The 25,246-nt window shown below is 58.8% G+C and carries 21 protein-coding genes; 9 read left to right on the top strand and 12 right to left on the bottom strand.

Annotated features, from left to right (window positions below; genetic code table 11):
* The first annotated feature begins 239 nt into the window (after positions 1-239).
* Positions 240-1,961: a hypothetical protein gene (locus RBB75_RS20030; protein ID WP_257030957.1), complete on the top strand. Its 1,722-nt coding sequence runs from the start codon at positions 240-242 to the stop codon at positions 1,959-1,961.
* A gap of 320 nt (positions 1,962-2,281) precedes the next feature.
* On the opposite strand, the gene msrB is transcribed toward RBB75_RS20030, so the two are convergent.
* Positions 2,282-2,845 carry a peptide-methionine (R)-S-oxide reductase MsrB gene (gene msrB / locus RBB75_RS20025; RefSeq protein ID WP_353069092.1) on the bottom strand — a complete coding sequence of 188 codons (564 nt, stop codon included), beginning with the start codon at positions 2,843-2,845 and terminating at the stop codon, positions 2,282-2,284.
* A gap of 195 nt (positions 2,846-3,040) precedes the next feature.
* On the opposite strand from msrB, the gene uxaC reads away from it, so the two are divergent.
* The 4 genes from uxaC to RBB75_RS20005 all read left to right on the top strand — a co-directional run bounded on the left by uxaC (position 3,041) and on the right by RBB75_RS20005 (position 7,409).
* A complete protein-coding gene (gene uxaC / locus RBB75_RS20020) occupies positions 3,041-4,444 on the top strand; it encodes a glucuronate isomerase (RefSeq protein ID WP_353069091.1) in 1,404 nt (467 codons plus the stop codon).
* 350 nt (positions 4,445-4,794) lie between these two features.
* A complete protein-coding gene (locus tag RBB75_RS20015; RefSeq protein ID WP_179638366.1) occupies positions 4,795-6,069 on the top strand; it encodes a lactate racemase domain-containing protein in 1,275 nt (424 codons plus the stop codon).
* Between the two features lie 20 nt (positions 6,070-6,089).
* Positions 6,090-6,596 carry a gluconokinase gene (locus RBB75_RS20010; RefSeq protein ID WP_179638365.1) on the top strand — a complete coding sequence of 169 codons (507 nt, stop codon included), beginning with the start codon at positions 6,090-6,092 and terminating at the stop codon, positions 6,594-6,596.
* Between the two features lie 36 nt (positions 6,597-6,632).
* A complete protein-coding gene (locus RBB75_RS20005) occupies positions 6,633-7,409 on the top strand; it encodes an SDR family NAD(P)-dependent oxidoreductase (RefSeq protein WP_179638364.1) in 777 nt (258 codons plus the stop codon).
* A gap of 470 nt (positions 7,410-7,879) precedes the next feature.
* Here RBB75_RS20005 and RBB75_RS20000 read toward each other — a convergent pair whose 3' ends face one another.
* The 5 genes from RBB75_RS20000 to larE all read right to left on the bottom strand — a co-directional run bounded on the left by RBB75_RS20000 (position 7,880) and on the right by larE (position 12,640).
* Positions 7,880-8,131 (bottom strand): hypothetical protein, encoded by a 252-nt coding sequence (locus tag RBB75_RS20000; RefSeq protein ID WP_179638363.1) that lies wholly within the window; start codon positions 8,129-8,131, stop codon positions 7,880-7,882.
* 58 nt (positions 8,132-8,189) lie between these two features.
* Entirely contained in the window at positions 8,190-8,951 is a 762-nt protein-coding gene (gene larB, locus RBB75_RS19995) for a nickel pincer cofactor biosynthesis protein LarB (protein WP_179638362.1), read from the bottom strand.
* Between the two features lie 367 nt (positions 8,952-9,318).
* On the bottom strand, positions 9,319-10,335 hold the full coding sequence (locus RBB75_RS19990; protein ID WP_353069090.1) for an aldo/keto reductase: 1,017 nt from the start codon (positions 10,333-10,335) through the stop codon (positions 9,319-9,321).
* An 83-nt stretch (positions 10,336-10,418) separates the two neighbouring features.
* Positions 10,419-11,768: a nickel pincer cofactor biosynthesis protein LarC gene (gene larC, locus RBB75_RS19985; protein WP_353069089.1), complete on the bottom strand. Its 1,350-nt coding sequence runs from the start codon at positions 11,766-11,768 to the stop codon at positions 10,419-10,421.
* A 38-nt stretch (positions 11,769-11,806) separates the two neighbouring features.
* Positions 11,807-12,640 carry an ATP-dependent sacrificial sulfur transferase LarE gene (gene larE / locus RBB75_RS19980; RefSeq protein ID WP_353069088.1) on the bottom strand — a complete coding sequence of 278 codons (834 nt, stop codon included), beginning with the start codon at positions 12,638-12,640 and terminating at the stop codon, positions 11,807-11,809.
* Between the two features lie 279 nt (positions 12,641-12,919).
* Between larE and glgX the strand changes: the two genes are divergently transcribed.
* Positions 12,920-15,055, top strand: coding sequence for a glycogen debranching protein GlgX (gene glgX, locus RBB75_RS19975; RefSeq protein WP_179638359.1), 2,136 nt, complete (start codon positions 12,920-12,922; stop codon positions 15,053-15,055).
* A gap of 60 nt (positions 15,056-15,115) precedes the next feature.
* On the opposite strand, the gene RBB75_RS19970 is transcribed toward glgX, so the two are convergent.
* The 4 genes from RBB75_RS19970 to RBB75_RS19955 form a co-directional block, all read right to left on the bottom strand.
* Entirely contained in the window at positions 15,116-19,051 is a 3,936-nt protein-coding gene (locus tag RBB75_RS19970) for an alpha-amylase family glycosyl hydrolase (protein ID WP_353069087.1), read from the bottom strand.
* Between the two features lie 301 nt (positions 19,052-19,352).
* Positions 19,353-20,234 (bottom strand): HvfC/BufC N-terminal domain-containing protein, encoded by an 882-nt coding sequence (locus RBB75_RS19965; RefSeq protein WP_179638357.1) that lies wholly within the window; start codon positions 20,232-20,234, stop codon positions 19,353-19,355.
* Complete coding sequence (gene bufB / locus RBB75_RS19960; RefSeq protein WP_179638356.1) at positions 20,231-21,106, bottom strand: MNIO family bufferin maturase; 876 nt, start codon at positions 21,104-21,106, stop codon at positions 20,231-20,233. Before bufB ends, RBB75_RS19965 begins: the two co-directional genes overlap by 4 nt.
* A gap of 90 nt (positions 21,107-21,196) precedes the next feature.
* The gene (locus tag RBB75_RS19955) at positions 21,197-21,481 is read right to left on the bottom strand and encodes a hypothetical protein (protein ID WP_179638355.1); all 285 of its coding nucleotides are present in this window, start codon (positions 21,479-21,481) and stop codon (positions 21,197-21,199) included.
* 800 nt (positions 21,482-22,281) lie between these two features.
* On the opposite strand from RBB75_RS19955, the gene RBB75_RS19950 reads away from it, so the two are divergent.
* The 3 genes from RBB75_RS19950 to RBB75_RS19940 are packed head-to-tail and all read left to right on the top strand — an operon-like array spanning position 22,282 to position 23,641.
* Entirely contained in the window at positions 22,282-22,755 is a 474-nt protein-coding gene (locus RBB75_RS19950) for a DoxX family protein (protein ID WP_179638354.1), read from the top strand.
* Positions 22,752-23,372 carry a sigma-70 family RNA polymerase sigma factor gene (locus RBB75_RS19945; RefSeq protein ID WP_179638930.1) on the top strand — a complete coding sequence of 207 codons (621 nt, stop codon included), beginning with the start codon at positions 22,752-22,754 and terminating at the stop codon, positions 23,370-23,372. The genes RBB75_RS19950 and RBB75_RS19945 overlap by 4 nt, the downstream gene beginning before the upstream one ends.
* A complete protein-coding gene (locus tag RBB75_RS19940) occupies positions 23,363-23,641 on the top strand; it encodes an anti-sigma factor family protein (protein WP_179638353.1) in 279 nt (92 codons plus the stop codon). Before RBB75_RS19945 ends, RBB75_RS19940 begins: the two co-directional genes overlap by 10 nt.
* A gap of 25 nt (positions 23,642-23,666) precedes the next feature.
* Here RBB75_RS19940 and RBB75_RS19935 read toward each other — a convergent pair whose 3' ends face one another.
* Positions 23,667-24,125 carry a hypothetical protein gene (locus RBB75_RS19935; protein WP_257030953.1) on the bottom strand — a complete coding sequence of 153 codons (459 nt, stop codon included), beginning with the start codon at positions 24,123-24,125 and terminating at the stop codon, positions 23,667-23,669.
* An 84-nt stretch (positions 24,126-24,209) separates the two neighbouring features.
* Entirely contained in the window at positions 24,210-24,977 is a 768-nt protein-coding gene (locus RBB75_RS19930; protein WP_179638352.1) for a 4'-phosphopantetheinyl transferase family protein, read from the bottom strand.
* Positions 24,978-25,246: the final 269 nt, after the last annotated feature.

The following is a 25,246-nucleotide window of genomic DNA, read 5'->3' as shown; positions in this document are numbered from 1 at the left end:
GTGAGCATAAGTCAAAGAGCAAAGGAAGAGAGTTGGAGTGGGCCTAAGCCCCGCACCCTTTCTTGTTGTCCTTGTGCCTTTTCATACTTTTGCGAGGTTCCATGACGAAGCAACTACGAGCGACTATGGCGGCGATATTGGTTATCAGTTCAATATCTCTCCAGGCGCAAACCAGCACGGCAACGAAAAAGACGACCAGCAAGGCGCCAGTTCACAAAAAGGCGCCCGTCGAGAGCCCGTTGGCACGCCAGATCCGCGAGCTGCGTGAGCAGATGCTGAGCCAACAGGCCCAGATCGATGCTCTCAAACAGCAGAATGCCGATAAGGACGCGAAGCTTGCGGCCGCTCAGCAGTCCGCTCAGGACGCCCAGACCGCAGCTGCCAGTGCATCGGCCAAGGCGGACAGCCTCAGCTCGAACCTCTCGGCCAACACCGAGGCGGTCTCGAACTTGAACAGCACCGTAACCGACCTCAAGACCACCAACGTCGGCCTCGCCCAGACCATCAGCGACACCAAGAAGACCATTTCGGACGAACTCGAGTCGCCTCTGGCAATCCACTACAAGGGAGTAGCGATTACCCCCGTTGCCTTCTTCGCGGCTGAATCCGTCTACCGTCAGCGTTCGCTCAACTCCGACGTCAACACGCCATTCAACTCCACCCCGTACCCTGGCGCAGCTCAGTCCAACACCAGCGAATTCAACTTCTCTGGCCGTCAGAGCCGCATCGGCGCACTCTTTGTCGCCAACCCCGGTCCGTTCAAGCTGTCGGGCTACGTCGAAGCTGACTTCCTCTCCGCAGGCGCCACCAGCAACGACAACCAGAGCAACAGCTACACTCTCCGTCAGCGTCAGATCTGGGGTCAGGCCGCCACCAACAGCGGCTTCACGGTAACCGGCGGTCAGATGTGGTCGCTCGTCACCGAAACCAAGAAGAGCACCGACAACCGCACCGAAAATCTCCCAATGACCATCGACGCGCAGTACCAAGTCGGTTTTAGCTGGGAGCGTCAGCCAGGCGTCAGGTTCCAGCAGAAACTCGGTGGCCTCACCGGTGCCATCTCCGTCGAACAGGCCGAGTACGTCTACTCCGCCTCCAACGCCAACAATAACTTCTTCATCGGAAACGCTGGTACTGGCGGTGGTCTCTATAACCTCACTGCGAACTACTCCAATAACATCGCCCCTGACGTCATCGTCAAATTCACCTACGATGCCAAGGTTGGTCACTTCGAGGCTGGCGGCTTGGGTCGCTGGTTCCGTGACCGCTACTACCCCAACCAGACCCTCACCGTTCCGTCGGCTGCTGGTGCGGCCAACAACACCAAGGTCGGCGGCGGCTTCTTCGCCAACGCCCGCGTCCCCGTTACGCACTTTGCTGACTTCGGCGTTCACTTCCTCGGTGGCACCGGCGTAGGCCGTTACGGCACCTCCACCCTGCCCGATATCACCGTCCATCCTGACGGGACACTCGCGCCCATTAAGAACTACCAAGCTCTTGGCTCGCTTGAGCTTCACCCCGCCAAGAAGCTCGATGTATTCGGTTACTTCGGTGGCGAGTACGCCCAGCGCACCGTCTACCTCAGCACGCTCGGCGCCTCAGCCGGCAAACAGATCGGATACGCGCCGCGAAACGCAGTCGACTCCGGCTGCTCCACCGAAGGCCTGCCCACAGCCACCACCACCAACCCCTTCGCAGGCTCTGCTCCCTATAACCCCGCAGGCGCAGGAAGCTGCGCTGGCGCAACCCGTGCCATCTTCGAAGGAACGGCAGGATTCACCTACCGCATCTACACCAACCCCAAGTACGGACGCCTCCAGTACCAGATGCAGTACAGCTATCTCACGCGTGATGCGTGGTCTGGTATCACAAGCGCCACCGGTGCAACCACCACCACCTACGGCAGCCCCAAGGCCACCAACAACATGGTCTTCACCAGCATGCGTTACTACCTCCCGTAGTAGCCTCTGCACTTACATAAAAAGGCACCCCTCGGGGTGCCTTTTTTATCTCTGAAGCGGTTTCCGTTGCAGGGACGGGAATTTGTAACACCGAGAGTCCTTGTGGCTCGTCTCAGTCCTCGCACACACCGATAGTTCTTTGTGGCTCGTCTTAGTCCTCGTGACTTCGTCAATCCCTTACGGCTCGTCATCTCGACCGAAGTCGCGCAGTCTTATCGCGCGACGTAGTGGAGAGACCCCCGTATTTTGCTTTTGCTCTTCGATTGCTGCAGCCTGCATCAACCTTATGAACACTTCAAGGTGGATAAGATCGGCGCCAGCTAAGCCTTCTCAAACTTCATTGAAGCCGAGTTCATGCAATATCTCAGTCCCGTCGGCGCAGGGCCATCGTCAAAGACATGCCCCAAATGCCCCTCGCACCGCATACACTTCACCTCGATGCGCTCTATCCCCATGGAACGGTCCGTTACCTCGGCAACATTCTCCTTCGCAATCGGCGCCCAGAAGCTTGGCCAACCTGTACCCGATTCGAACTTCGTCTGCGAATCGAACAACGCCGTGTCGCAGCCGATGCAGCGAAAGACACCTTTGCCATGCTCGTTCAGGCTTACGCCCGAATAGGGCATCTCGGTATCCGCCTCTCTCGAGATCTCGAACGAGTTTTTGCCCAGCTGTCGAAGCCACTCGCCATCGGTCTTCACGATCTTTGCAACCGTCTGCTTACCCAGGTTCTTTCCGTCATTGCTGAAGTTGACGATCGTGACCTCGCCCGGTGTGCCATGGATCGCCACGCTGGCCTCGACGCCGGGGGCTCTCCGCATCACCAGCACAGCATAAGAAGCTGCAACCGCAGCCCCGCCTGCCACAAACACCCGTCTGGTCATCTTTCGTGACCGGTCGTCCCGGCTCACATCCGAATCAAACATTAGGAAACCCAGCCTTCTACTATGCGACGGCAGCCATCCAAAAAGGTTACAGTAGGCCAATTCCTACCTTTTGTTCGAGGTACGGCTAAATCTTTGGTACGCTTCATGGTGCAGGCATTCCCAAGCCCGCAGCCATTGAAGAGGTGATGAAGGATGATTCTCGACCCAAACAGACTCTTTCCCGCTGAGAGCGACGCGCGGTCAGTCTCAGCAAGACTCTATGAGACAGTGCGGGATCTGCCCATCCTCTCGCCCCATGGGCACACCGACCCGCGCTGGTTCGCCGAGAACGAAGCCTTCGCCAATCCCACAGCTCTCTTCATCCAGCCTGACCACTACATCTTTCGCATGCTCTACTCGCAGGGAATCTCGCTGGAGTCAATCGGCATCCCTCCACTCGACGGCACCGCCGCATCCGTCGACCCAAAAGAGGTCTGGCGCCTCTTCGCAAAAAACTACTATCTCTTTCGCGGCACCCCAACTCGCCTGTGGCTCGACTACTCCTTAGAAAATCAATTCGGTCTGACCAAACGTCTCAGCCCGGAGAACGCAGACGAGTACTACGAGATCATCTCGCAGAAACTGCAAACCCCCCAGTTCCGGCCACGCGCGCTCTACGAGCAGTTCAACATCGAAGTCCTCTCCACCACCGACCCCCCCCTCGATAGTCTCGAGTATCACAAAGCCATCCGGGAGTCGGGCTGGAAGGGCCGCATCCTGCCCACCTTTCGTCCGGATTCCGTAATCGACGCCGACCATACCGGATTTCTCGCGAACATCCTGAAGCTCGGTGAGATCACAGGAGAAAACACCACAACCTGGGACGGCTATCTCGACGCACTCCGCAACCGCCGCGCCTTCTTCAAGTCCATGGGCGCCACCGCAACTGATCACGGCCACCCCACAGCTTTCTCAGCCGACCTGGACCATGACACCGCAGCCTCCCTCTTTGGTCGAATCATCTCCGGCCGCTCCGTACCCCAGGAGCAGGAGTACTTCCGTGCCCAGATGCTTACCGAGATGGCCGGCATGAGCGTCGAAGACGGACTCACCATGCAGCTCCACCCCGGTTCGGTCCGCAACCACAACCGCCAGCTCTACGAGAGATTCGGTCGCGACAAGGGCGCAGACATCCCTTCCCAGACCGAGTACGTCCGTGCCCTTCAGCCTCTGCTGAACCGCTATGGAAACGACCAGCGACTCACCTTCATCCTCTTCACCCTCGACGAGTCCACCTTCTCCCGCGAACTGGCTCCTCTGGCCGGTCACTATCCGGCGCTCAAGCTCGGTCCTCCATGGTGGTTCCACGACTCCGCCGAGGGCATGATGCGCTTCCGCGAACTGGCCACCGAAACCGCCGGGTTCTACAACACCGTCGGCTTCAACGACGACACCCGCGCCCTCCTCTCCATTCCCTCGCGCCACGACGTAGCCCGCCGCATCGACTGCGCCTTCCTAGGCCGTCTCGTAGTCGAACATCGCCTCGACGAAGACGAAGCCTTCGAAGTCATTCAGGACCTCACCGTAAACCTGGTCCGGAAAGCCTACAAGCTCTAAAAACTCACGAGAAGAAGAGGGAGGAAGAAATCCAGCTGCAAATCCGAGTAGACCAGCCGATGAAAAATATAGTTCAAAATTGTGGCGTATTTTTCGAGCCTCGAAAAGTGACTGCTTAAACACCACATTAGCCACGCAATTCACCACGTTCACACCAGCAAAATACCACCATAAACTCACCCATTTTCCGTCAACCCCCTCGAAAAAACCCAGCAAAAAGCCACAAAGCACCCGCTCAAACCGTCCAGATTTTTTTCGCGCAAAATAGTATTTTTGAATCTGCTTTCCAATCTGGTCCCATTGTCCAGTCCAACGCGTTCGCATCTTTACCCGGAGTAAGATCAAAGTTCATGAGCCTCTTTTTCGCCGCTGGCAGCGAGACAACGGAGATGTCGCCCACAGAAGTGCAGGCAAACCTCTTCCAGGCCCTGGACAAACTCGGCCAGCGTAAGAAAGTCCTCGCAATTCCGCCCGATTTCACGCGCATGCACTCCCAAAGCGGCGTCCTCACTGAACTTGCGTGGCATTACTACAAAGATAAACTCACCGACATCCTCCCCGCTCTGGGCACGCACAAACCAATGACGGACGAAGAGATTGCAGCCATGTACGGCGCAACTCCGCGAAGCCTCTTCCGCGTCCACAACTGGCGCAACGACGTCGTCACACTCGGAGAAGTACCCAGCGAATTCATGTACGAAGTCAGCGAAGGAAAGCTCGACTACACCTGGCCCGCACAAGTGAACAAACTACTGCGTGACGGTGGACACGATCTCATCCTCTCCATAGGCCAGGTCGTTCCTCATGAAGTGGTCGGTATGGCGAACTACAACAAGAACGTATTTATAGGCACGGGCGGAGCCATTGGAATCCACCGTAGCCACTTCCTGGGTGCGGTGTACGGAATGGAACGCATGATGGGCCGCGCCGATACTCCTGTCCGACGTGTGCTGAACTACGCGAGCGAACATTTCGCCAGCCACATGCCGATTGTCTATGTGCAGACGGTGGTAGCCAAAAACGCTGACGGAAAGCTGGTCATTCGCGGCCTCTACATAGGTGATGATGCAGAGTGCTTCGAACTCGCCGCAGCTCTCAGTCTCAAGGTCAACTTCAAGATGATGGATCGAGAGATTAAGAAGGCAGTTGTCTTCCTCGATCCACACGAGTTCAAAAGCACATGGCTGGGAAACAAGAGCATCTATCGCACCCGCATGGCGCTTGCGGACAACGCAGAACTGATCGTCCTCGCTCCAGGTGTCCATGAATTCGGCGAAGACGCAGCCATCGATACCTTGATCAGAAAGTACGGCTACTGCGGCACTCCTAAAACACTAGAAGCTGTCAAAGAAGATCCGCAGCTTGCTGGAAATTTAAGTGCTGCCGCCCACCTTATCCATGGGTCTAGTGAGGGGCGCTTTACCATTCGTTATTGCCCGGGCCACCTGACCCGGGAGGAGATCGAAGGCGTGAACTTCGAGTATGGCGATCTGGCGGAGATGACCTCGAAGTACAATCCTGCTTTGCTGGCAGACGGTTGGAACGTAGTGGATGGGGAAGAGATCTTCTATATCTCCAATCCTGGTCTTGGGCTTTGGGCTTATCAGGGTCGCTTCGAGAGCTAGTTGGTGAGAGGGTTTGCTGGATGATTGTGGTGTTGATGGGCGTGAGCGGATCGGGCAAGACGACTATTGGGACGCTGCTGGCGGAGCGCGCGGGCGCGGTATTTGCCGATGGCGATGATTACCATCCGCTGGCGAACAAGCAGAAGATGGCTGCTGGGCATCCGCTCGACGATGAGGATCGTCAGCCGTGGCTTGAGGTGCTGAACGGGCTGTTGCGGGACTGGTTTGCGGAAGGGAAGAACGGCGTTCTGGCGTGCTCGGCGCTGAAGGCTAGCTATCGAGCTACGCTGCAGGCAGGGATGCCGAAGAGCGCAGTAAGCTTCGTGTTGCTGGAGGCATCGAAGGAGATGCTTGAGGCTCGTCTAGCGGCGCGGAAGCACGAGTTCATGAATGCTGGGTTGCTGGATAGTCAGCTTGCGACGCTCGAGATGCCGAACGATGCTATTCGAGTCGTGAATGATCGATCGCCAGATGAGGTCGTGAGCCAGATTCTGGCACAGATTTCGCTGAGTGGAACTCGAGTTTGACGACAAATTTTTGAGACAGAAGAGAGGACGTTTTCCATGGGGCATCCGTTGTTTGATTTGAGTGGCAAGTCGGCTGTGGTGGTGGGGGGTACGTCGGGGATTGGGTTGGCGATGGCGGTGGGGCTGGCGGAGGCTGGCGCGGATGTGGTGGCGAGTTCGCGGCGGCTAGAGCAGGTGGATGAGGCGGCGAAGGAGATCGAGGCTACGGGGCGGAGGTCGCTGCGGCTGACCTCGGACGTTGCGGATCGGGCGAGCCTGCAGGCGCTGCTGGATGGGACAGTGAAGGCGTTCGGCAAGGTCGATATCCTCGTCAACTGCGCGGGGAAGATCAAGCGAGAGCCTACGCTGAGTGTCACGGAGGAGACCTGGGATGGCATCATGGATACAAACGTGACTGGAACGCTGCGAGCCTGCCAGATCTTCGGCAAGCATATGCTCGAGCGCGGCTACGGGCGCATTTTGAACATCGCCTCTTTGAACACTTTTGTGAGCCTGAAGGAGGTCACGGCTTATGCGGCCAGCAAGGCTGCGGTTGGAGCGTTGACCAAGTCTCTGGCGGTGGAGTGGAGCGCACAGGGTGTGACGGTGAATGCAATTGCTCCCGGCGTCTTTCGCACGGCGTTGAACCAGAAGCTGCTGGACGAGAGCGATCGGGGCAAAGAGTTGTTGATGCGAACTCCCATGGGGCGCTTCGGTAAGACCTCTGAGCTGGTGGGTGCGGCGATCTTTCTGGCGAGCGATGCTTCAGCGTTTATCACGGGCGAGATCCTTGTGGTGGATGGCGGCTTTCTTGCCAGCGGGGTGAATCAGTAGGTTGGCCGGAAGGGGGGTGCCCCCCTTATTGCCTGCGCGTAAATTCCCTGGATGCATAGAGGTACGCTGAGTGTTGGCTGCTAAATATGTGCAGGCAAAGGAGTTGCGTGCAGATACGTGACAGCAAAGGACTTAGCACCTAGTTGCCGATTAAAAGCAAGGTCCCGGCGGATGGCCGGGACCTTTTTCACCTCTGCTTTTATTTTACCTGATCGAGTGAAACTCATACGCCATGTGTAAGTTGTTGTTGGGGAATGGGTTGAGGGTTTTTGGGGGTTGACAAGCTTTAAGTGGCGGCTGGCGGCGAAAGCAGAAGCAGATTCCCCAGTGAAGATGACGACAAAAAAGACAACGACAAGAGTAACTGCGAAGACAGAAGCAGATTCCCTTCGGGAATGACAACCAAAACGGCGAATGCAACGGCAACGGCGAGATTACCTGCTCGCGGTCAGGAGGGCAGGATTGGCTGTTTAGCGGGCGGTGGATTTGGTGGTGCGGCTGTTGTTGGGATCGTGGTGGGTGGGAAGTATCCAGGGGTAAAGCACGGCGAGGTTGGGCGGGACGATGGTGAGAAATAGCAGGAAGACGCCGACCATCTCCGGGATGTGAAACATGTTGCGGCTCTCGAGAAAGAGCGACAGGCAGACCAGTCCAACAATCGTCACACAGATGACGGTGCGTGCAAGGGTCTTTGCCCAGGGTTTGTCGTCATGGGGAAGCATTTCAGGACCGCCTTTCGTCACGCTTTGATAGCGAATTTTGCTAACAATGCCCGTTCCTTCAGCTACGACGGACGGAGGCACGTGCGATTAATACGGCAGTGTAGGCTGCGCCGAAGCCGTTGTCTATATTTACTACGGTAACGTTTGGGGAACAGGAGTTAAGCACTCCCAAGAGAGCGGCGGCTCCATCGAAGCTGGCTCCGTAGCCGACCGAGGTGGGGACGGCGATGACGGGAACTCCGACTAATCCGCCGACAACGGAGGGGAGTGCGCCCTCCATGCCGGCGCAGACGATCACGACGTCGGCTTGAGTGAGTTGGTCGCGGACGGAGAGGAGACGGTGAAGGCCGGCTACGCCTACGTCGTAGAGGCGGGTGACTTTGGCGTTGAAGAGCTCGGCGGTGACGGCAGCCTCTTCGGCGATGGGCTGGTCGCTGGTTCCAGCGCTGAGGATGGCGATGCGGCCCTTTGGGTCTTCGTGGGGAGATTGCCTGAGGGTGATGGCGCGGGCAGAGGGGTGGTGGATGGCTTTGGGGTGGGCGGCGAGAACCATGGTGGCGGTGGCGTCGTCGGCGCGGGTGGCGAGGACGTCCGTTCCGGCGGCGGCCATGCGGGTGAAGATTTCGATTGTTTGCTGGGGGGATTTTCCCTGGGCGTAGATGACTTCGGGAAGGCCGGTGCGGAGGGTGCGGTGGTGGTCGATGCGGGCGTGGCCGATGTCCTCGTAGGGCATGTCGGCGAGGCGCTGGGAGGCAGCGGCTGGGGTGATGGCTCCGGTTTGGACGGCGGCGAGGAGTTCTAGGAGGGTGGCTTTGTTCATAGGGGGTAGCGAGTCAGCGAAAGGCAGCGAGTCAGCCAAGAGGTTTTGACAGGAGATCCATTTGCTGACGAGATTTTACTTGATGTGCTGAGCGGCTTATAGCGAGCCGCAGATGCTGTTGTTTTCCAAGAAACCTTTGATCAAGTCTCCCCGGATATTCGGAGAAGCATTTGGCGAAGCGGATGCTACGAAAGCAAACCCCAGGGGCTAAAGCCCACGCTTCGGGAGGGTTTGTTTGCCAAGGCTAAAGCCTTGGCCTACCTAGAAGCAAAAGAGATCCTCACAGATCGTCCAAATGGGAACTTAGTTAAAGCTCCCTCATTCGCTAACGTGATGACTCGCTGCCTCTCGCTAGCTTGCTGACTTGCTATCCCAGCCACTTTGGGTTTGCCGCAGTGCCGTCGTAGTGGTTGGTGGTTTTGAAGAGTTCGAATTTGCCTTCGCTGGCTGCGGTGGCGGTGCGGGCCAGTAGAGAACTGATCTGGGTTTGATCGAGGGGCTTGAAGGTGCGGGTGGCTTCGAAGGCCTGGTCCAGGGTTTGGGTGTTGTCGATGCCGGTGATGACGACCGAGACGGGCTGGGTGAGGCCGTAGTGGAGGGCTTCGATGGGTTGGACGGTGTTGCTCTTGAGGATGAAGGGATCGCCGAAGGTCTTCATGGCGAGGATGCCGATGCCTTGTTTGAGGGCGACGGGCATGACCTCTTTTTCGAAGGAGCGGAAGTGCGCGTCCATGACGTTGATGGGCATCTGGACGGTGTCGAAGTGGAAGCTGTGCTTTTGCGCGGTCTCGAGCATGCGGAGATGGACGGCGGGATCTTTGTGGCCGGTGAAGCCGATGTAACGAATCTTGCCGGCTTTTTGCGCGGCGACGGCGGCTTCGATGGCTCCTCCAGAGGCGAAGATGCGGTCGGGGTCTTCCATGCGGATGACTTCGTGGAACTGGACGAGATCGATCATGTCGGTCTGGAGGCGACCGAGGGATTGCTCGAGTTGCTTGTTGTACTCGTCGGCGGTACGGCCGTCGATCTTGGTCATGAGGAAGACCTTCTGGCGGTAGCCGTTGCGGAGGGCCTGGCCTACGCGTACCTCGGAGATGCCGTCGTTGTAGTCCCAGCAGTTGTCGAGGAAGGTGATGCCGCGGTTAACGCCCGCATGGACGAGCTGAATGCTCTCGGCGGGGTCCTTCTGTTTGCCGAGGTGATAGCCGCCCATGCCGATGGCGGAGACGCGCTCGCCGGTGGTGCCGAGTTCGCGGTAGATCATGTCGGGGGATTCGGGGCGTTTGATGGGTTGAGTCGGGGGCTGAGAGGCCTGCGCGTTGAGCGGGATCGCTGCGCTGACGCTTGCGGCGGTTGCGGATTTGAGAAAGTCTCTGCGCTCCATGGTGTGCTCCTCGGGTGAGAGTGTGACTTGTCGATTGGATGCAGGTTTAGGGGCGAGCGCTGGGCTTGGATTCGGGGCGCGGGTTATTTGAGGTAGGCAGCGATGGCGATTTGTTGAACCAGCTTCAAAGGGACGTTGTGTTTTGCGGCGGCGGCACGGCAGTCCTCGAACTCGGGAGCGATGTTGCACTGCTCGCCGTTGAGGGTCCCGATCTTTACGCGGATGTCGCCGTAGGGTGTGGTGACGGTGGCGTGGTGGCGGTCGACGCAGACGCGGGTGTCCTGACGGATGCGGAGGCCAAGGGTGCTGGTTTCGCGAAGGATGAGTTGCTGGAGGGCGGGGCTGTCAGAGGGATTGCAGAGGATAGTGAGGAGGGTGCCGGGGCGGCCCTTTTTCATGATGACGGGAGTGAGCATGACGTCCAGCGCACCTTGCGCCAAGGCTGTTTCGGAGACGTAGGCGAGGATCTGCGGGGAGAGATCGTCGAGTGCGGTTTCGAGGACGGTGACGGTTTGTGAGTTGTGTGGGTGGTGTTTGTTGAGGGAGTGCTCTAGGGATGGGGCGGCGTGGGTGGAGTTGTCGGCTTCGCCGATGCTGAGGCGGAGGACGTTGGGGAAGTCCTTCGGGTTGCGGGTGCCGGCGCCGTAGCCGATGTGCTCGACGCGCATGGCTGGTTGCGGGCCGAAGGTGGGGGCGAGGGCGCGGAGGAGGGCGGCTCCGGTAGGGGTGACAAGCTCTTTTTCGATGTGGGCGGAGTAGGTGGGGAGGCCGCGGAGGAGATCGGCTGTGGCGGGGGCGGGGACGGGGAAGCGGCCGTGGGCGCAGTCCACTGTGCCGCCGCCAACGTTGATTGGGGAGGAAAACCACTTGTCGATTGCGAGAGCGTGGATGCCTGCGGCGGAGGCGACGATGTCGACGATGGCGTCGACGGCACCTACTTCGTGGAAGTGAATTTTTTCGATGGGGACGTTGTGGATCTTTGCTTCGGAGGCGCCGAGGAGTTCGAAGGTGTGGATGGCGGTTTGTTTGACGGCAGGGGGGAGGGATGCGGCGGTGATGAGGTCGCGGATGACGGCGAGGGAGCGGCCGTGGGTGTGTTCGCGCTCGTGCGTGTGAGGATGGCCGGTCTTGTGCTGGTGCTGGGTCTTCGGGTGATGCTGATGAGAATGATCTGCTTCTTCGTTTTCGTGACGATGGGCTGGGTCGGCGGTATTGCTCTCGGCGAGGCTTAAGCCCTCGTAGACGTGGACCTTGGTGGAGGAGATTCCGCTGCGGTCTACTCTTTCGATCTTGAGGGTTGCGTTGAGGTTCAGGGCGGTTACGGCTTCGTGGAGGATGGCGGGATCGAGGCCGGCGTCGAGAAGGGCTCCGAGGAACATGTCGCCACTGATGCCGGCGAAGCAGTCTAGGTAGGCGATACGCATGGGCGTCATTGTTTCATGTTTGGGGTATTAGGTTCGGGGTTCGGCGTTTATCGGGCGGGGAGGATGGCGGAGGCGGCGAGGAGGATGTCGTTCATGGAGCCGGAGCGGTAGCCTTCGGTGTCGAGGGTGACGTAGAGGAAGCCGAGGGGTTTGATGGCGGCGGTGATGGCTTCGAGGGTGGGGAGGGAGAGGGCGCGGGGGAGATCGATGCGGGCGATTTCGATGCGGGCGAGATCGCCGTGGTGGCGGACGCGGACCTGGGGGAAGCCGAGGGCGTGGAGTGCCTCTTCGGCCTGCTCGACCTGGGAGAGATTTTCGCGGGTGACGGGGCGGCCGTACTCGATGCGGGAGGAGAGGCAGGCGCTGGCGGGCTTGTCCCAGAGCTTGAGGCCGGCTTGCTGGGCGAGGGTGCGAATCTCTTGCTTGGTGAGACCGGCGGTGACGAGGGGAGCGACGGCGTGGTGTTGCGCAGCGGCCTGCTGGCCGGGGCGGAAGTCGGCGCGGTCGTCGAGGTTCATGCCGTAGGCGATGTGGGCGAAGTTGCGGTGGGCTCGGGCTTGCTCCATCTGCTGGAAGAGCTCGTCTTTGCAGTGGAAGCAGCGGTGGGCATCGTTGCGCTGGTAGTCGGGGTTTTCGAGCTCGTTGGTGCGGAGGATCTGGATGGGGATGTTGTGATCGGCGGCGAAGGCGAGGGCGGCGGCTAGTTCTGCGCGGGGGAGGGAGGGGGAGTCGGCGATGACGGCTTGCATGTTGTCGCCGAGGGCCTGGTGGGCGGCGTAGGCGAGGTAGGCGGAGTCGGTGCCGCCGGAGTAGGCGACCAGAACGCTGCCGAGGTGCTGGAGGGTTTCGTGGAGCTTCGCGGACTTGGCGGTCAGATCCATTGGGTTCATTGTAGGTCAGGTTGGAGGCTTTGGCATCGAGACAGGGTGGAGGGAGTTCGGTCTCAGCTTTGAGTGAGGGAGGTTTCCGAGTATGGCTCTGTTCGAGGTTCGCCTGTTCTATGCTCTGATGCTGAGACGGGTGGCGGAGTCTTTTTTGTCGCGACAGATGTTGACTTCAAGTGGTGGCTGATCGGTTGATCTTTTGGAAGCAAGCTGAAAGTGAGTTCTATTTTGAGCGTATTCTCCGGAACTACAGATCGTTGGCTGCATCGAAAGTCTATGAAACGCACCCTTCTTCCTGGCCGACCCTATCCGCTTGGCGCGACTGTAACGAGGAAAGGCACGAACTTCGCCCTCTTTTCTGAGGGCGCAACCAAGGTTGAGCTCTGCTTTTTTGACGCAGAGGGCAGACAGACTGATTGCATCGCTTTGCAGGAGCGAACCGCGTATGTATGGCATGGGCTGGTTCGCGATATCAAAGCGGGGCAGTTATATGGGTACCGGATCGATGGTCCGTGGGAGCCGGAGCGCGGGCGCCGCTTCAATAAATACAAGCTGCTGGTCGATCCTTATGCTGAAGCGCTTTCAGGGCAGGTTGACTGGAAGAAGCCGATCTTCGCGTATGACGTGGCGTCGGGAGACGATCTGAAGATGGATACGCAGGACAGCGCGGATGGTGTTCCGAAGAGCGTTGTGATCGACAGCAAATTCGACTGGGGAGACGACTGTCCGCCTGAGACGCCGCTGGCTGATTCGGTGATCTATGAGATGCATGTGAAGGGCTTCAGCATACGGAATCCCATGGTTCCAGAGAAGCTTCGCGGGACTTACGCGGGGCTTGCGTGTGAGCCGAGTATTAACTATTTGAAGAAGCTTGGCGTGACGGCGGTGGAGCTGTTGCCGATTCACCACTTCATCGACGAAGGACCGCTGGTGGCCAGGGGTCTTGTGGATTATTGGGGGTACAACACGCTGGGGTACTTTGCGCCGATGTCCCGCTACAGCTCGTGCGGGGATACCGGCGGACAGGTGAATGAGTTCAAACGGATGGTGAAGGCGCTGCACGCTGCGGGGATCGAGGTGATCCTCGACGTGGTCTACAACCATACCTGCGAAGGCAACCAGCTGGGCCCGACTTTGTGCTGGAAGGGAGTTTGTAACACGACCTATTACAGAGTGAATGAGGAGAGTCCCAGATACTACGTGGACTACACGGGGACGGGGAATACGTTGAACGTGCGGAATCCGCAGGTGCTGAAGATGCTGATGGATTCGCTGCGCTATTGGGTTACGGAGATGCATGTCGATGGGTTTCGCTTTGACCTTGCAGCGACGCTGGCGCGGGAGCTGCATGACGTGAGCCGTCTGTCTTCTTTCTTCGACACGATTCACCAAGACCCTACGCTGGCCGATGTGAAGCTTATCGCAGAGCCGTGGGATGTCGGCGAAGGAGGGTACCAGGTGGGGCAGTTTCCTGTTCTGTGGGCGGAGTGGAATGGGAAGTACCGCGATACGGTTCGCCGCTTCTGGAAGGGTGATGCGGGGCAGCTCTCCGATCTCGGCAATCGCCTTACCGGATCGAGCGATCTGTATCAGTACGACGGGCGCAAGCCGTATGCGAGCATCAACTTTATTACGGCGCATGACGGATATACCCTGTGCGACCTGATCAGCTACGACCGGAAACACAATGAAGCAAATGGAGAAGACAACAAGGATGGCTCGGACAGCAACGACTCGTGGAATATGGGCGCGGAAGGTCCGACGGACGATGAGGGGATCAACCGTTTGCGTGAGAGGCAGATGCGAAACTTCCTGGCTACGTTGATGCTCTCTCAAGGCGTGCCGATGCTGAATGGGGGCGATGAGATAGCGCGGTCGCAGATGGGGAACAATAACTGCTACTGCCAGGACAATGAGCTGACGTGGCATGACTGGGATCTGGATGAACCGCGCAAACGGGTGCGCGACTTTACGAGTCAGCTGATCCACTTCCGGTTGAATCACCCGAATTTGCATCGGCGAAAGTTTTTTCAGGATCGCGAGATTCGCAGGCGAGGCGAGGACCTGATTATCAAGGATGTCGCGTGGTTTAGCACGGATGGCAAACAGGTGCCTGACGAGGTTTGGAATACCCAGTGGAACCGGTCGGTGGCAGTTCTGCTGAATGGGCAGACGCTGCAGGTGACCGATGAGGACGGTTTGCCGGTGATCGACGATAGTTTTTTTCTGGTTGTGAACGCGTCGCAGGATGGCGTCGAGTATGTGCTGCCCGCGTCGCCCTCAGGTAAACCCTGGTGCCAGGTGATTGATACTGAGGATATCGAGCAGCCCTTTACCCATGCTGAGGTTGAGAAAAAGATCATCGTCGGCGGGCGAGCTCTGAAGCTGTTTAGTGATGGGAAGATCAGCTAGTTAGCGAGTTAGCGAGTTAACAGGTCGGCGAGTTAACAGGTCAGTCAGTTAGCGAGTCAGCTAGTCAGCGTGTGGAGTCTTCGGTTTCTTTTCTTCTTTTGTGGGTGGCTTCGATTTTGGAGTTGACTCGGTCTCTTGGGCTGGCTTTGCTTTTAGAGTTGACTCGGCCTCGGGGGCTGGTTTTGGGGTTGGCTTTGTCTTTGAGTCTGGCTTTGTTCTCTGGGCTGACTTCGCAGCGGGTCTGGAGGTTGGCGGTTTCTTGAGATCGCTGGTTAGCTTTTCTTCGGACTGCTTAGGCGGTTCAGGGCTGAGGTAGAGATCGAGGTTATAACCAGCCTTCTGTGCCGATCGGCAAGACTCTAGAGCAGTAGCTTCAATCTTTTTGATCGAATCGAGATCAACGAGAGGCTGCTGGGCAGATTTTATTAACGAGGGGAGTTGGAGCCAGCCGAGGAGCTCTTCAAAGCCCTCTTTGTTGAAGTAGGTGGCGCCGGAAGATTCGTTGACACTGGTGAGCCAGCGAACGTCGGGGTCGGCCCAGAATTTTTGTGTGCTGGTTGTTGCCGGCGAGGTGCCGGTTTGTGCCAGCAGGATCCGTACGCGGGCAGCGGCGCGCCAGGTGTTTTCTCCTTCCATGCCGATGGCGGAGAAGATCTCTGACAGAGCCGAGCGCAACTGGAGCTTGTCGAAGAGCGATGTCTGGTCTTTGTGAGGGAGATTGCAGAGAGTGATCCAGGCCAGGATTGGCGCCCAGATCTGTCCGTTCGTCTTATTGCCGGGTAGAAAGCTGCTCACTGCCGGGGGCAGGATAGTTGAGAGGTTTTGAGAGACCGAGATGAGATGGATGGCCTCTTTCGCCATCATCTCGCAGAGGTCCTTATAGGTTTGGGGCGTGATCGAAGCTGTGGAGAGGCTTGCGTCCGATTGAGGGGAGGATTCTTCGGTCTCAGCGGGTAAAGTTTGGAGCACCCTTTCGAAGAAGCTCTGACTGCACTTCACGAAGGCCTGAAGGCGAGGGTCAAGGAGGGTCTGTGCGGACAGGGCGGGAGAGGCGGCATTGTTTTTTTCTTCGATTGATTTTGGGTTTGTCTTTGGGTTTGTCTTGGGATTTGTCTTGGCGATGCCTGTTGCCGATTTTTGGCTTGCGCTCGACGCAGCGAGATCTTTAGAGAGAGAAGCGGGTTCTTTGGCTGCGAGCTCCGAGGCGACGGTTGCGAAGGCTCGAATGTTGTTTTCGCTGAGAGCCTGGCGGAAGGCCTCATGCACAGGGCGCAGGCGGAGTTTGGAGAGCGCCTCTTCGACGCTGTAGACGCCGGCTCCGTTGAGTGCGTCGAAGAGCTGGTCCCAGGGTTGTTCGGCGGTGGCGTGGAGCTCGCGCCAGTTGATCAGGACGGCGTACTGGTAGCCGCGCAGATCGATGGAGAGGCCGGTGTGGTGGAGGTCGGTGCTGCGGCAGAGATATTCCAGGCCGTGGGCGGTGTCGCGATAGGCGAAGAAGGTGAAGTAGTTGTACGGAAGATCGAGCCCTTCGGCGAGGCTTCGCTGGCGGAGGTGGCCGGTTGCTTTGTCGACCGAGGCCGCGGAGAAGTGGATGGTGCCGCGGGTGCTGCAGTAGCTGTTGTTGTAGAGGATGATGGCGCGCTGGCCGTGGGAGCGGTTGGAGTAGGCGAAGACGTTTTCGTCGACGGTGCCGTGGTCGGCCCAGAAGTCGTAGAGGACGAAGTTGGTGCTCTCGGCGAAGAGACGGCGGTTTTTGAGGAGAGGCGCTATTTCGTGCTGGTGGCGGGCTACAAGACTGTCGTTGGGCCACTCTTCCATCTTGGCCTGCTTGAACTCCATGCCGTAACGCTCGGTGTAGCCTTCGATCTGACCGTGGCCGAACATGGGAAGGCCGGGGAGGGTGGCGAGGAGGGTGCAGACGCCGAAGTACTTGTCGCCGGAGCCGAACTGATCGATCGCGGTGCGCTCGTCGGGATTGCTCATGAAGCTGACGTAGCGCTTGAGGATATCGGGGTCGAACTCGATGGTTTTTTTGAGGTAGGAGCGGTACTTGGCGTTCTCTTCGTCGCGCAGCATGTTCATGAAGGCGCTGTTGTAGACGCGATGCATTCCGAGGGTGCGGACGAAGTAGCCTTCGAGGAGCCAGAAGGCTTCGGCGAGGAGGAGTGTGCCGGGGACCTCGGCGGCTACGCGGTCGACAACCTCGCGCCAGAACTCATGGGGCATGAGAGCGTCGAACTCTTCCTGAGTCATCGCGTTCTCTGCGCGTGAGGGGATGGAGCCGCCGGTGCCGGGGAGGGGGAACCAGAGGCGCTGGACGTGGCGTTTGGCGAGGACCATGGCGGCGTCGAAGCGGATGATGGGGAAGAGGCGGGCGACGTGGAGGATGACCTGGATGACGTGCTCGCGGACGGCTGCTTTGGAGTAGTCGAGCTGTGCGGTGTCGTTCCAAGCGAAGGTGGTGCCGTCGTTGCCGTGGTACATGTAGCGGGTGGCTCCGTCGCGGTGGTGGCGGAGGCGGAAGACTACTGCGGCGTCGGACTGGTCGTAGTAGTGGTCTTCGATCTTGATCTCGACGCGGCTGTCGGTGGAGAGGTCGGGGCCTTCGAAGCGGTAGACGGGGAAGGGGCTCTCCCAGCGGTAGAGGAACCAGTCGGGATTTTCGATGACCCAGTTTGAGTCGATGCCCATGTGGTTGGGGACCATGTCGCTGGCGAGGCGGATGCCTGCCCGGGCGGCGCGGTCGCGGAGGTTTTCGTAGGCGTGGTTGCCGCCGAGGTCGTCGGCGATCTGGTACTCCTTGAGGGAGTATGCGGAGGCGACGGCGTCGGTGTGTCCGCGGAGGCGTTTGATAGTGCGGGAGGCGACGCTGCGCTCCCAGAGGCCGATGAGCCATAGGCCGGTGATGCCGCGGTCGGCGAGGAGGCGGAGTTCTTCGTCGGGGATCTGGTCGAGGCGGTGGATGTGGCAGAGGTATTTTTTGGAGAGCTGCTCGAGCCAGACGTAGGTGCTCTTGGCCATGAGAACGACGGTGGGCATCCAGGCCTGGTCGGCACTGAAGGCTTCGTACTCGTTGAGGGGAGCCTGGTAGTCGTGGCCGTAGCGGCGACGGCGGACGCCATCGGGGCCGGTGAAGTACTCCTCTTCGAAGCCGATGAACTCGTCGCCGACGAAGCCTTCACCTCCGCGGCCGGGCGCGCCGTGACGGTACTGGTCGGGGCCGGGGGGATGGAAGCGCATCCAGATGGCGAGGTCTTCTTCGCGGAGGACGTCGATGGCGAGGAGGACGCGGCGGAGATCTTCGCCGAGGTACTTGGGCCAGTGCTCGCGGATGTAGTCGAGCTGGCCGGTGAGGGAGTCGGGCGAGGCGAGCAGGGGAGCGCGGAGGGCGTCGAGGAGGCTTCCAATCTCGGGGGAGATCGGAGGGCGGGTGAGGAAGTAGTCGGGGAAGGCGGCGGTGATTTGTTGATAGATGGTCTGCTGCTTGAGGGACGTGTCCTCGAAGAGCTCGCGAAAGGGGGTGAAGGCTGGGTTGATGTTTGCGAGCCAGAGGAGGAGGAGCTCTTCGAGGGCTGCTTCGCGATTTGGCAGGCCGTCGGTGGTGCCGTTGAGCCACTGGGCGGCGGTGAGTTCGCCGCGATAGACGGCTACGTTGGGAAACTGGGTGGTGAAGGTGAGGAGGAGGCGTTCGATCTCTTCAGGTTTGGCGTGGCCGGTGAACCAGCGTACGGCTTCGGCGAAGACTGCGGGGTCGATGTCTTTGCGATAGCGGGCGATCATCGCGTGGTTGAGCTCGTCGATGAGTCCCATGGCGAAGAGCGCGCCGGCGTTGACGACTTTTGGGGATTCAGCGTTTTGTGCGCGGTATTCCTGAAGCTGCGTGGCCAGGTTCCGGCTTGCGGTGACGTTGGCAAAGACGATGTTGCCGGTATAGCTGAAGAGAAGATCGTCTACGTTCAGTTTTTCTCGGAGAGCGCGGGAGATATGAAATTCCATGCAGAGGTCCCCTTACAAGTGCCTTAGTCGCGCTCCAACCCTAACGGGCCGGTTCTGTGTTGCTTAGAAGGAACGATGGCTACGAAGACAGGCCTGTATCGTCGGAAGCCAGCTGAGGTGAAATGGATGCCTTGCCAATTCTTTGTATAGGATGACAGCCCCTGGGCAGGCGTCGCAACTGGCGCACCTGGACGATGCAGGAATCAACTTCTGTATGATACCCGCTCGTCGCCAACGAGCGATGAACGCTGGGGAATGCCGCTGAGTGCGGAAGAGTTTTCTGGTGAGGAAGAGGAGATGGTCAGACTTGGTGTCGCTTGCAGAACCAGCCCAGCTCGGCGGCGTGGGCGAAGTATTCCTGAATTTTGGCGGCTTGCTGTTCAGGGGAGAGGGTGCTTTTGCTAAAGGCGATCTCGAGCGCCTGACCGAGGAGGGTGCCGCTTTGCAGCGCGGAGAGGAGGCCGAACGCCTCGGGATCGATCCGCCGGTAGTAGACGGAGTTGTCGTAGCGGTGCACGGCGAGGTGGGTCTGCGAGCGGCGCATGGCGGGAAGGCGGGTTCGCTTGGCTTGCTTGCGCTCGGTGACGGCGTTGCTCATGATGTCGCTGGGTGCGGTCTGGCGGTGGACGGCCAGGACTAGTTCGTCGACGGGATAGCGGAGGTCGAGCAGTTGGAGATGAGGTTGAAGGAAGAGCGAGGAAGCAGCGCCGAGGTCGCCGAAGTCGGCTGCGGTTAGCGGAGGGAGATCGGCTCCGTCGAAGGCTTCAACGTAGGCCCATTCGAGCCGGGCGACGTCGAGGAGGAGGGCATGACGGCGGGGAGAGAAGTCGGGGCGCGATTCGAGCCACTTGGGCAGCCTGGAGCCGAGGTTGCGAAGGGTGAAGGAGGTGGATGGATTCTCGCGGAGGTAGGCGAGGACCATGCTGTCGAACTTCTTCGCTCCGAGGACGGCTGCGAGGGCGGGGAAGTCTTCGGAGACGGCTCCGATGACGCGGAACCAGTACTGCCGGTTGTAGATCTCGAGGCGGTCGAAGGAGGAGAGGCGGTCGTTTGGTTTGATGTAGGTGCTGGCCAGGTCCTGCGTCGGTCTGCCGTCGGCGGTCGATGGCTGCATTTGAAAGTCGGGTGTCAGAGGACGCGTTACGTCTTCAGCCATGCGGCGTTGCAGTTCGAGGAGGTTCAAGAGTGCACGACCTCTCTGGCTTCTTCTTTCACTGTGATCTCTGCCGGTTCCAGATACTGCGTTGCCTTGAGGGCTTCGGAGTGAACCTCGTCGAAGGATGGGATGTTGTCGTCCCACTCGAGCAGGGTTGCGGTGGGGCCGACACGCTCGATGGCTCGGGCGTAGAGATGCCAGACGGGGTCGAGCACGGGATGATCGTGGGTGTCGAGGATGTACTTCTCGAACTTTGAATGTCCTGCGATGTGGATCTGCGCGACGCGTTCGGCGGGGACGCTGTTGACGTAGTCGAAGGGGTTGAAGCCGTGATTCTGCGAGGAGACGTAGATATTGTTCACGTCGAGCAGGATGCCACAGTCGGCGGCTTCGACGACTTCATTGAGGAACTCCCACTCCGTCATCTGGGACTCGTGAAACTCGGCGTAGCTGCTGACGTTTTCGACGGCGATCGGGATCTCGAGGAAGTCCTGGACCTCGCGAATGCGGGCGGCGGTGGCCTTGACCGCTTCAAAGGTGTAGGGCATGGGGAGGAGGTCGTGGGTGTAACGCCCGTCAACGCTTCCCCAGCAGAGGTGATCGGAGAGCCAGGGAGTTTTGGTGCGGCGGGTGAGGGTCTTGAGGCGCTTGAGATGTTCGCGGTCGGCTGGCTGGACGGAGCCGAAGTACATGGAGACGCCGTGCTGGACGACGCGATAGCGTTCGAGGATTTGATCGAGGACCTTGAGCGCGCGGCCACCGTCGACCATGTAATTTTCGGAGATGATTTCGAACCAGTCGACGACGGGTTTTTCGGCGAAGATGTGGTCGTAGTGCGGGACGCGAAGGCCGATCCCTACGCCGTAGTCGCTGAATCCGTTGAAGCGATTGGCTGGCATGTCTCCCCTTTTTTTAAAGAATGGTGAAGATGTCTGGAGGCTTGAAGAGACGATCAAGCCTCCAGACAGGATCGGTTACAGGGGAGGTGCTTAGGCGAGCGAGGGCTTGGAGCCGTCGGTGGCGCATCCGCCCTTGCCCTTGCAGTCGTTCTTGCCGGGGTGCTTGCCGCCGCCCTGGCCCTTACAGTCGTTCTTGCCCTTGCAGGAGTGCTTCGGAAGATCAGGCTTGTCCTGGGCAATGAGAACGCCGGCGTGAACGGTGGTGGTGGGGGTGTTGTTGGCCGGGGCAGTCTGGGCGTTCATGCGGACAGCGGTGCCGCCCAGCAGACCTGCAAACGCAGCGGCCAGAGCGAGAGATTGTGCTGAATTCTTCATAGGGATGAGCCTTTCCTGGTTGAGCCGCACGCGAGAACGCGCCGGACGTGGATGGTGGCTACACGGATCGTAGCAAGGAGTTAACGGCAGAACTTCCTGCTTCGGATTGCATCTGCGGCAAGATTCATTTGCCGATTTTCCTTGCCGCTGAGTTCGACTACATCAAGGCACAAAGGTTACAGGTTCAGCAGAACACTGGAAGGCTATCACTTCTGTAACCTTTTGGCTCAGAGCTACTCCAAGTGGGACACGTTGGATGAATTCAGGCGACGGGGCCGGAGTTACGGCGCTTGCCGGAGTTGAAGAATGGTAGCGAAGAAATTCCTGGCATTGGCTTCACGGGGGCTTTTTTAGAGAATTCGAATTGGGTGCTCAGGGGAAGAGAGACATATCTCAGGGGCTGAAGCCCCGAATGGTTCCGATCTTCGATGTTCGGGCTAAAGCCCGGACCTATCTCAAATGCAGAGACGGCAGCAAAATATCGCAAGGTAGCGGTTTTTAGACAGGTTCTAAGAATCCGGAAGTCAGGGTAAAAAGGTTTTGAGGGTATTGGGTGTGTGAAGCGCATCGGGATCCTTCGCTCCCGCTCAGGATGACAGCAAAGACTGGGGAGCAGTTTAACCGAGGGTGCTTTAGGGTTTTTTGATTGCGATCACTCTTTGAGTGGAGGCTGTAACCAATTCCTTCGTGATGGTTCTAAGTACGTGCAGGTCCCGACAGGTTCCTGGCCGAGCCTGCCGCATTTCGGGGCCTGCGTAAGATTTATTCCGCTCGACGAAGGTGGAGAAAAAAGGGTTGTGATGAAAAAACTGCTTGAGCTGTATGCGAAGTTTGCAACACTGGCTTCTTATCTCCAATCCCCATTTCTTCTGGTGGTGCGGCTCTACTGGGGATGGCAGCTGGTTCAGAGCGGATGGGGGAAGCTGCATCATCTGGATAAGATCACCGACTACTTTACGAGCTTGAATATTCCCTTTCCTGCTTTGAACGCTCACTTCGTCTCAGGGCTGGAGTTCTTTGGCGGACTTCTTCTGATTCTGGGGCTCGGCTCGCGGCTCATTGGGTTGATGCTTACGGTGAATATGCTGGTGGCATACTGGACTGCAGATCGGGACGCCCTCCTTGCGGTGTTCTCCGATCCGGGCAAGTTCTACAACGCCGATCCATACACGTTTTTGTTCGCGGCTGCGATGGTTCTGGTGTTCGGGGCCGGGCTGTTCTCTGTTGATGCGGTGTTGAAGAGGCGTTATCGAGGATGGATCGAGAAGCAATGACGGTAATCTCCGAGAACAGGAATGAAGCTCAGATGATCGCCTCTATCCTTGCGGGCAATACGCATGAGTTTCATGATCTGATCCAGCCGTATGAGCGCAGCGTCTACAGCATGGCGTTGTCGATGTTGCAGAACGAGGCGGACGCGGAGGATGCGGCGCAAGAGGCGTTTCTCAAGGCGTTCCGCAACCTGGAGAGGTTTCGCGGCGAAGCGAAGTTCAGCACATGGCTGATCAGCATTACGCTGAACGAGGCTCGGAGCCGGCTGCGGCAGAAGAAGACTGCGAAGACGGAGTCGCTTGATGAGTTGAATGAGGGCGGGCATGTGTCGCCGGCGCTGCTGCGGGACTGGCGGGAGATTCCCTCCGAGGCGCTGGAGCGGCAAGAGGTTCGGTTGTTGTTGCAGGATGCGATTGGCGATCTGCCGTTGATCTATCGCCAGGTTTTTGTGCTGCGCGACATGGAAGACTTGAGTGTCAACCAGTCGGCGGAGGCACTTGGTATCAGCGTTGCGGCGGCAAAGGTGCGACTGCACCGCGCGCGGCTGATGCTGCAGAAGCGGTTGTCTCCTCAGTTGAAACAGGTGATGCCGAAGCGGAGGTGGTTCCCATGGTTTTAGAGTGCAAGCATGTGTGGGAGCATATCTCGGGTTATCTGGATGGGACTCTGGATGCGGCGGTGCTGGAGGATGTGCAGAAGCATCTGGAGCACTGCGAGATCTGTTCGGCGATTCTGGATTCGACGCGCAATATTCTGATCCTGACTGCCGATGAACGTGTCTTCGAACTGCCGCTGGGATTTAGCGAGCGGCTCCACGCGAGGCTGGCGGCCGAGATGCGGGGATTTACGTATACGCCTCGCGGAAGTGTGGAAGAGGGCGATGGCTAAAGGGTGCGGCGATAGCTGGAGGATTCTAAGCGGCGTGGTGGAATAGGGAATGGAGGATACTCTCGGCGGCTACCAGGAGGAGGGTGACGACTGCGAGCGAGATCTGAAAGGTCTCTGAGCGGCGCTGGCTGGGGGTGGCGGGCTGGGTGCGCCACTGTGAAGAAGGGCGGGCGCGTAGAGAGCGGATGCGCCAAAGAACATAGAGGTTGATGAGGGAGCCGATGGTGGCGGCGATCATCATGGGGATGCGGATGGCGTCGCGGTGGAAGCCGGTGGGAGGCGGGTGGATGCCGAAGGTTGCCGAGGCCAGCGCACTGAGACCGATGGCGACGCGGACTCCGCTGAGGGCGATGACGGCGGTGCAGGCGCTCTGCAGAACGATGAAGACGAGGCTGGTGGCGGTGACGAGCCAGGTCTTTTTGCTTTCTGGAGCGGGTGGTTGTGCCGGGGGTATTGCAATAGGGGATCGTGTGGGAAGGGCCATCTGTTCCTCAAGTTATAGACGTATCAGACGGGTTGTCGGGTGAATGGGAGATTCTGGCGGTTTTTGGGGGGAGCTCGGGATGGCTCACCACGGCTGGCCCAAGGGAAAGATGAACTGTCGCAGCGGCGACTCGGGCGACTCGAATGCTATTGCTCCGGCGGCTTCGGTGTTCAGAGTCAGATCGCTGACGAAGAACAGCTTCCCTTGATCGTCTGTGGAGCCACCGATGCGAATGGGGTGCAGGTGTACTGATTCGAACGGTATATCGAAGGACGCGAGGGAGGCGATGAGTCCGCGTCCATCTGCTTTGAGAACCGCTTCCTTCCGGGTCCAGTAGCGGTAGAAGGTCCTGATGCGAGAGTGGGGATCGGTGATTGCTGCCAGAGAGCGGTGTTCGCTTGCCGTGAAGTTGTAGTGGGCGACCTCCATAATATCGGTCGCGCGGTCGTAGTACTCGACGTCCACTCCCACGGAGCCGCTGCGGGTAAGAGCAATGAGAATGGTGTCTGCGGAGTGAGCTACGTTGAAGGCGATGCTGTCTCCGTGGATGGGAGGGAGTTCCGGTTTTCCATGAACACCGGTAGAGATAGGCAGAGAACGGAGGTCGAGGCCGGAGGCGTTGCCGAGAAGGATTCTCAGACAGGCCCGTCCAACGGAGAAATGATCCTGCACGCGCCCGGGCCGGCAGCGGTTTGCGTGGAGCTGTTCGGATGGAGCGAGAAGCGGGGCGAAGCGGTCATTGAGGCCTGTGGTGCCGAGCCCTGTGGCGTCGGCCAGGTCGATTCGCCAGAGTTGCACTTCGGTGGTCTCGAGTGGCGGGAGGATATCGACCTGTTTCCAATCACTCGACATAAGAGACAACCCGGAGTGTGATGCCACCGTACTGCAATGATAACCAGTCTCCTGGTACTTAAGTTTCAGGCATCTCTGGAACGGTGTCGAAATATTGAAAAACCTACAACTTTCAGGTATTTTCCCCCACTATTGTCTTAATCCGCCTTTCGAATTGTGCGTACAATTAGGCAACAGAGACGGGTTGACTTCGAGAGCTTCGAGCGGTACCTTTCGCTCAAGTTGCATCTTCTACTCAGGGAGTGAAGTCAGGGGTTGTGATCGATCAG

Source organism: Tunturibacter empetritectus, assembly GCF_040358985.1.
Lineage (GTDB): Bacteria > Acidobacteriota > Terriglobia > Terriglobales > Acidobacteriaceae > Edaphobacter > Edaphobacter empetritectus.
The sequence above is the reverse complement of the archived record's forward strand: the minus strand, read 5'-3'. Positions and strand labels throughout refer to the sequence as shown.

Excerpts from the sequence above, each read along its gene's own strand:
- msrB (WP_353069092.1), bottom strand. The coding sequence starts at position 2,845 with ATGACCAGACGGGTGTTTGTGGCAGGCGGGGCTGCGGTTGCAGCTTCT.
- uxaC (WP_353069091.1), top strand. The coding sequence starts at position 3,041 with ATGATTCTCGACCCAAACAGACTCTTTCCCGCTGAGAGCGACGCGCGG.
- RBB75_RS20015 (WP_179638366.1), top strand. The coding sequence starts at position 4,795 with ATGAGCCTCTTTTTCGCCGCTGGCAGCGAGACAACGGAGATGTCGCCC.
- RBB75_RS20010 (WP_179638365.1), top strand. The coding sequence starts at position 6,090 with ATGATTGTGGTGTTGATGGGCGTGAGCGGATCGGGCAAGACGACTATT.
- RBB75_RS20005 (WP_179638364.1), top strand. The coding sequence starts at position 6,633 with ATGGGGCATCCGTTGTTTGATTTGAGTGGCAAGTCGGCTGTGGTGGTG.
- RBB75_RS20000 (WP_179638363.1), bottom strand. The coding sequence starts at position 8,131 with ATGCTTCCCCATGACGACAAACCCTGGGCAAAGACCCTTGCACGCACC.
- larB (WP_179638362.1), bottom strand. The coding sequence starts at position 8,951 with ATGAACAAAGCCACCCTCCTAGAACTCCTCGCCGCCGTCCAAACCGGA.
- RBB75_RS19990 (WP_353069090.1), bottom strand. The coding sequence starts at position 10,335 with ATGGAGCGCAGAGACTTTCTCAAATCCGCAACCGCCGCAAGCGTCAGC.
- larC (WP_353069089.1), bottom strand. The coding sequence starts at position 11,768 with ATGACGCCCATGCGTATCGCCTACCTAGACTGCTTCGCCGGCATCAGT.
- larE (WP_353069088.1), bottom strand. The coding sequence starts at position 12,640 with ATGGATCTGACCGCCAAGTCCGCGAAGCTCCACGAAACCCTCCAGCAC.
- glgX (WP_179638359.1), top strand. The coding sequence starts at position 12,920 with ATGAAACGCACCCTTCTTCCTGGCCGACCCTATCCGCTTGGCGCGACT.
- RBB75_RS19970 (WP_353069087.1), bottom strand. The coding sequence starts at position 19,051 with ATGGAATTTCATATCTCCCGCGCTCTCCGAGAAAAACTGAACGTAGAC.
- bufB (WP_179638356.1), bottom strand. The coding sequence starts at position 21,106 with ATGCCAGCCAATCGCTTCAACGGATTCAGCGACTACGGCGTAGGGATC.
- RBB75_RS19955 (WP_179638355.1), bottom strand. The coding sequence starts at position 21,481 with ATGAAGAATTCAGCACAATCTCTCGCTCTGGCCGCTGCGTTTGCAGGT.
- RBB75_RS19950 (WP_179638354.1), top strand. The coding sequence starts at position 22,282 with ATGAAAAAACTGCTTGAGCTGTATGCGAAGTTTGCAACACTGGCTTCT.
- RBB75_RS19945 (WP_179638930.1), top strand. The coding sequence starts at position 22,752 with ATGACGGTAATCTCCGAGAACAGGAATGAAGCTCAGATGATCGCCTCT.
- RBB75_RS19940 (WP_179638353.1), top strand. The coding sequence starts at position 23,363 with ATGGTTTTAGAGTGCAAGCATGTGTGGGAGCATATCTCGGGTTATCTG.
- RBB75_RS19935 (WP_257030953.1), bottom strand. The coding sequence starts at position 24,125 with ATGGCCCTTCCCACACGATCCCCTATTGCAATACCCCCGGCACAACCA.
- RBB75_RS19930 (WP_179638352.1), bottom strand. The coding sequence starts at position 24,977 with ATGTCGAGTGATTGGAAACAGGTCGATATCCTCCCGCCACTCGAGACC.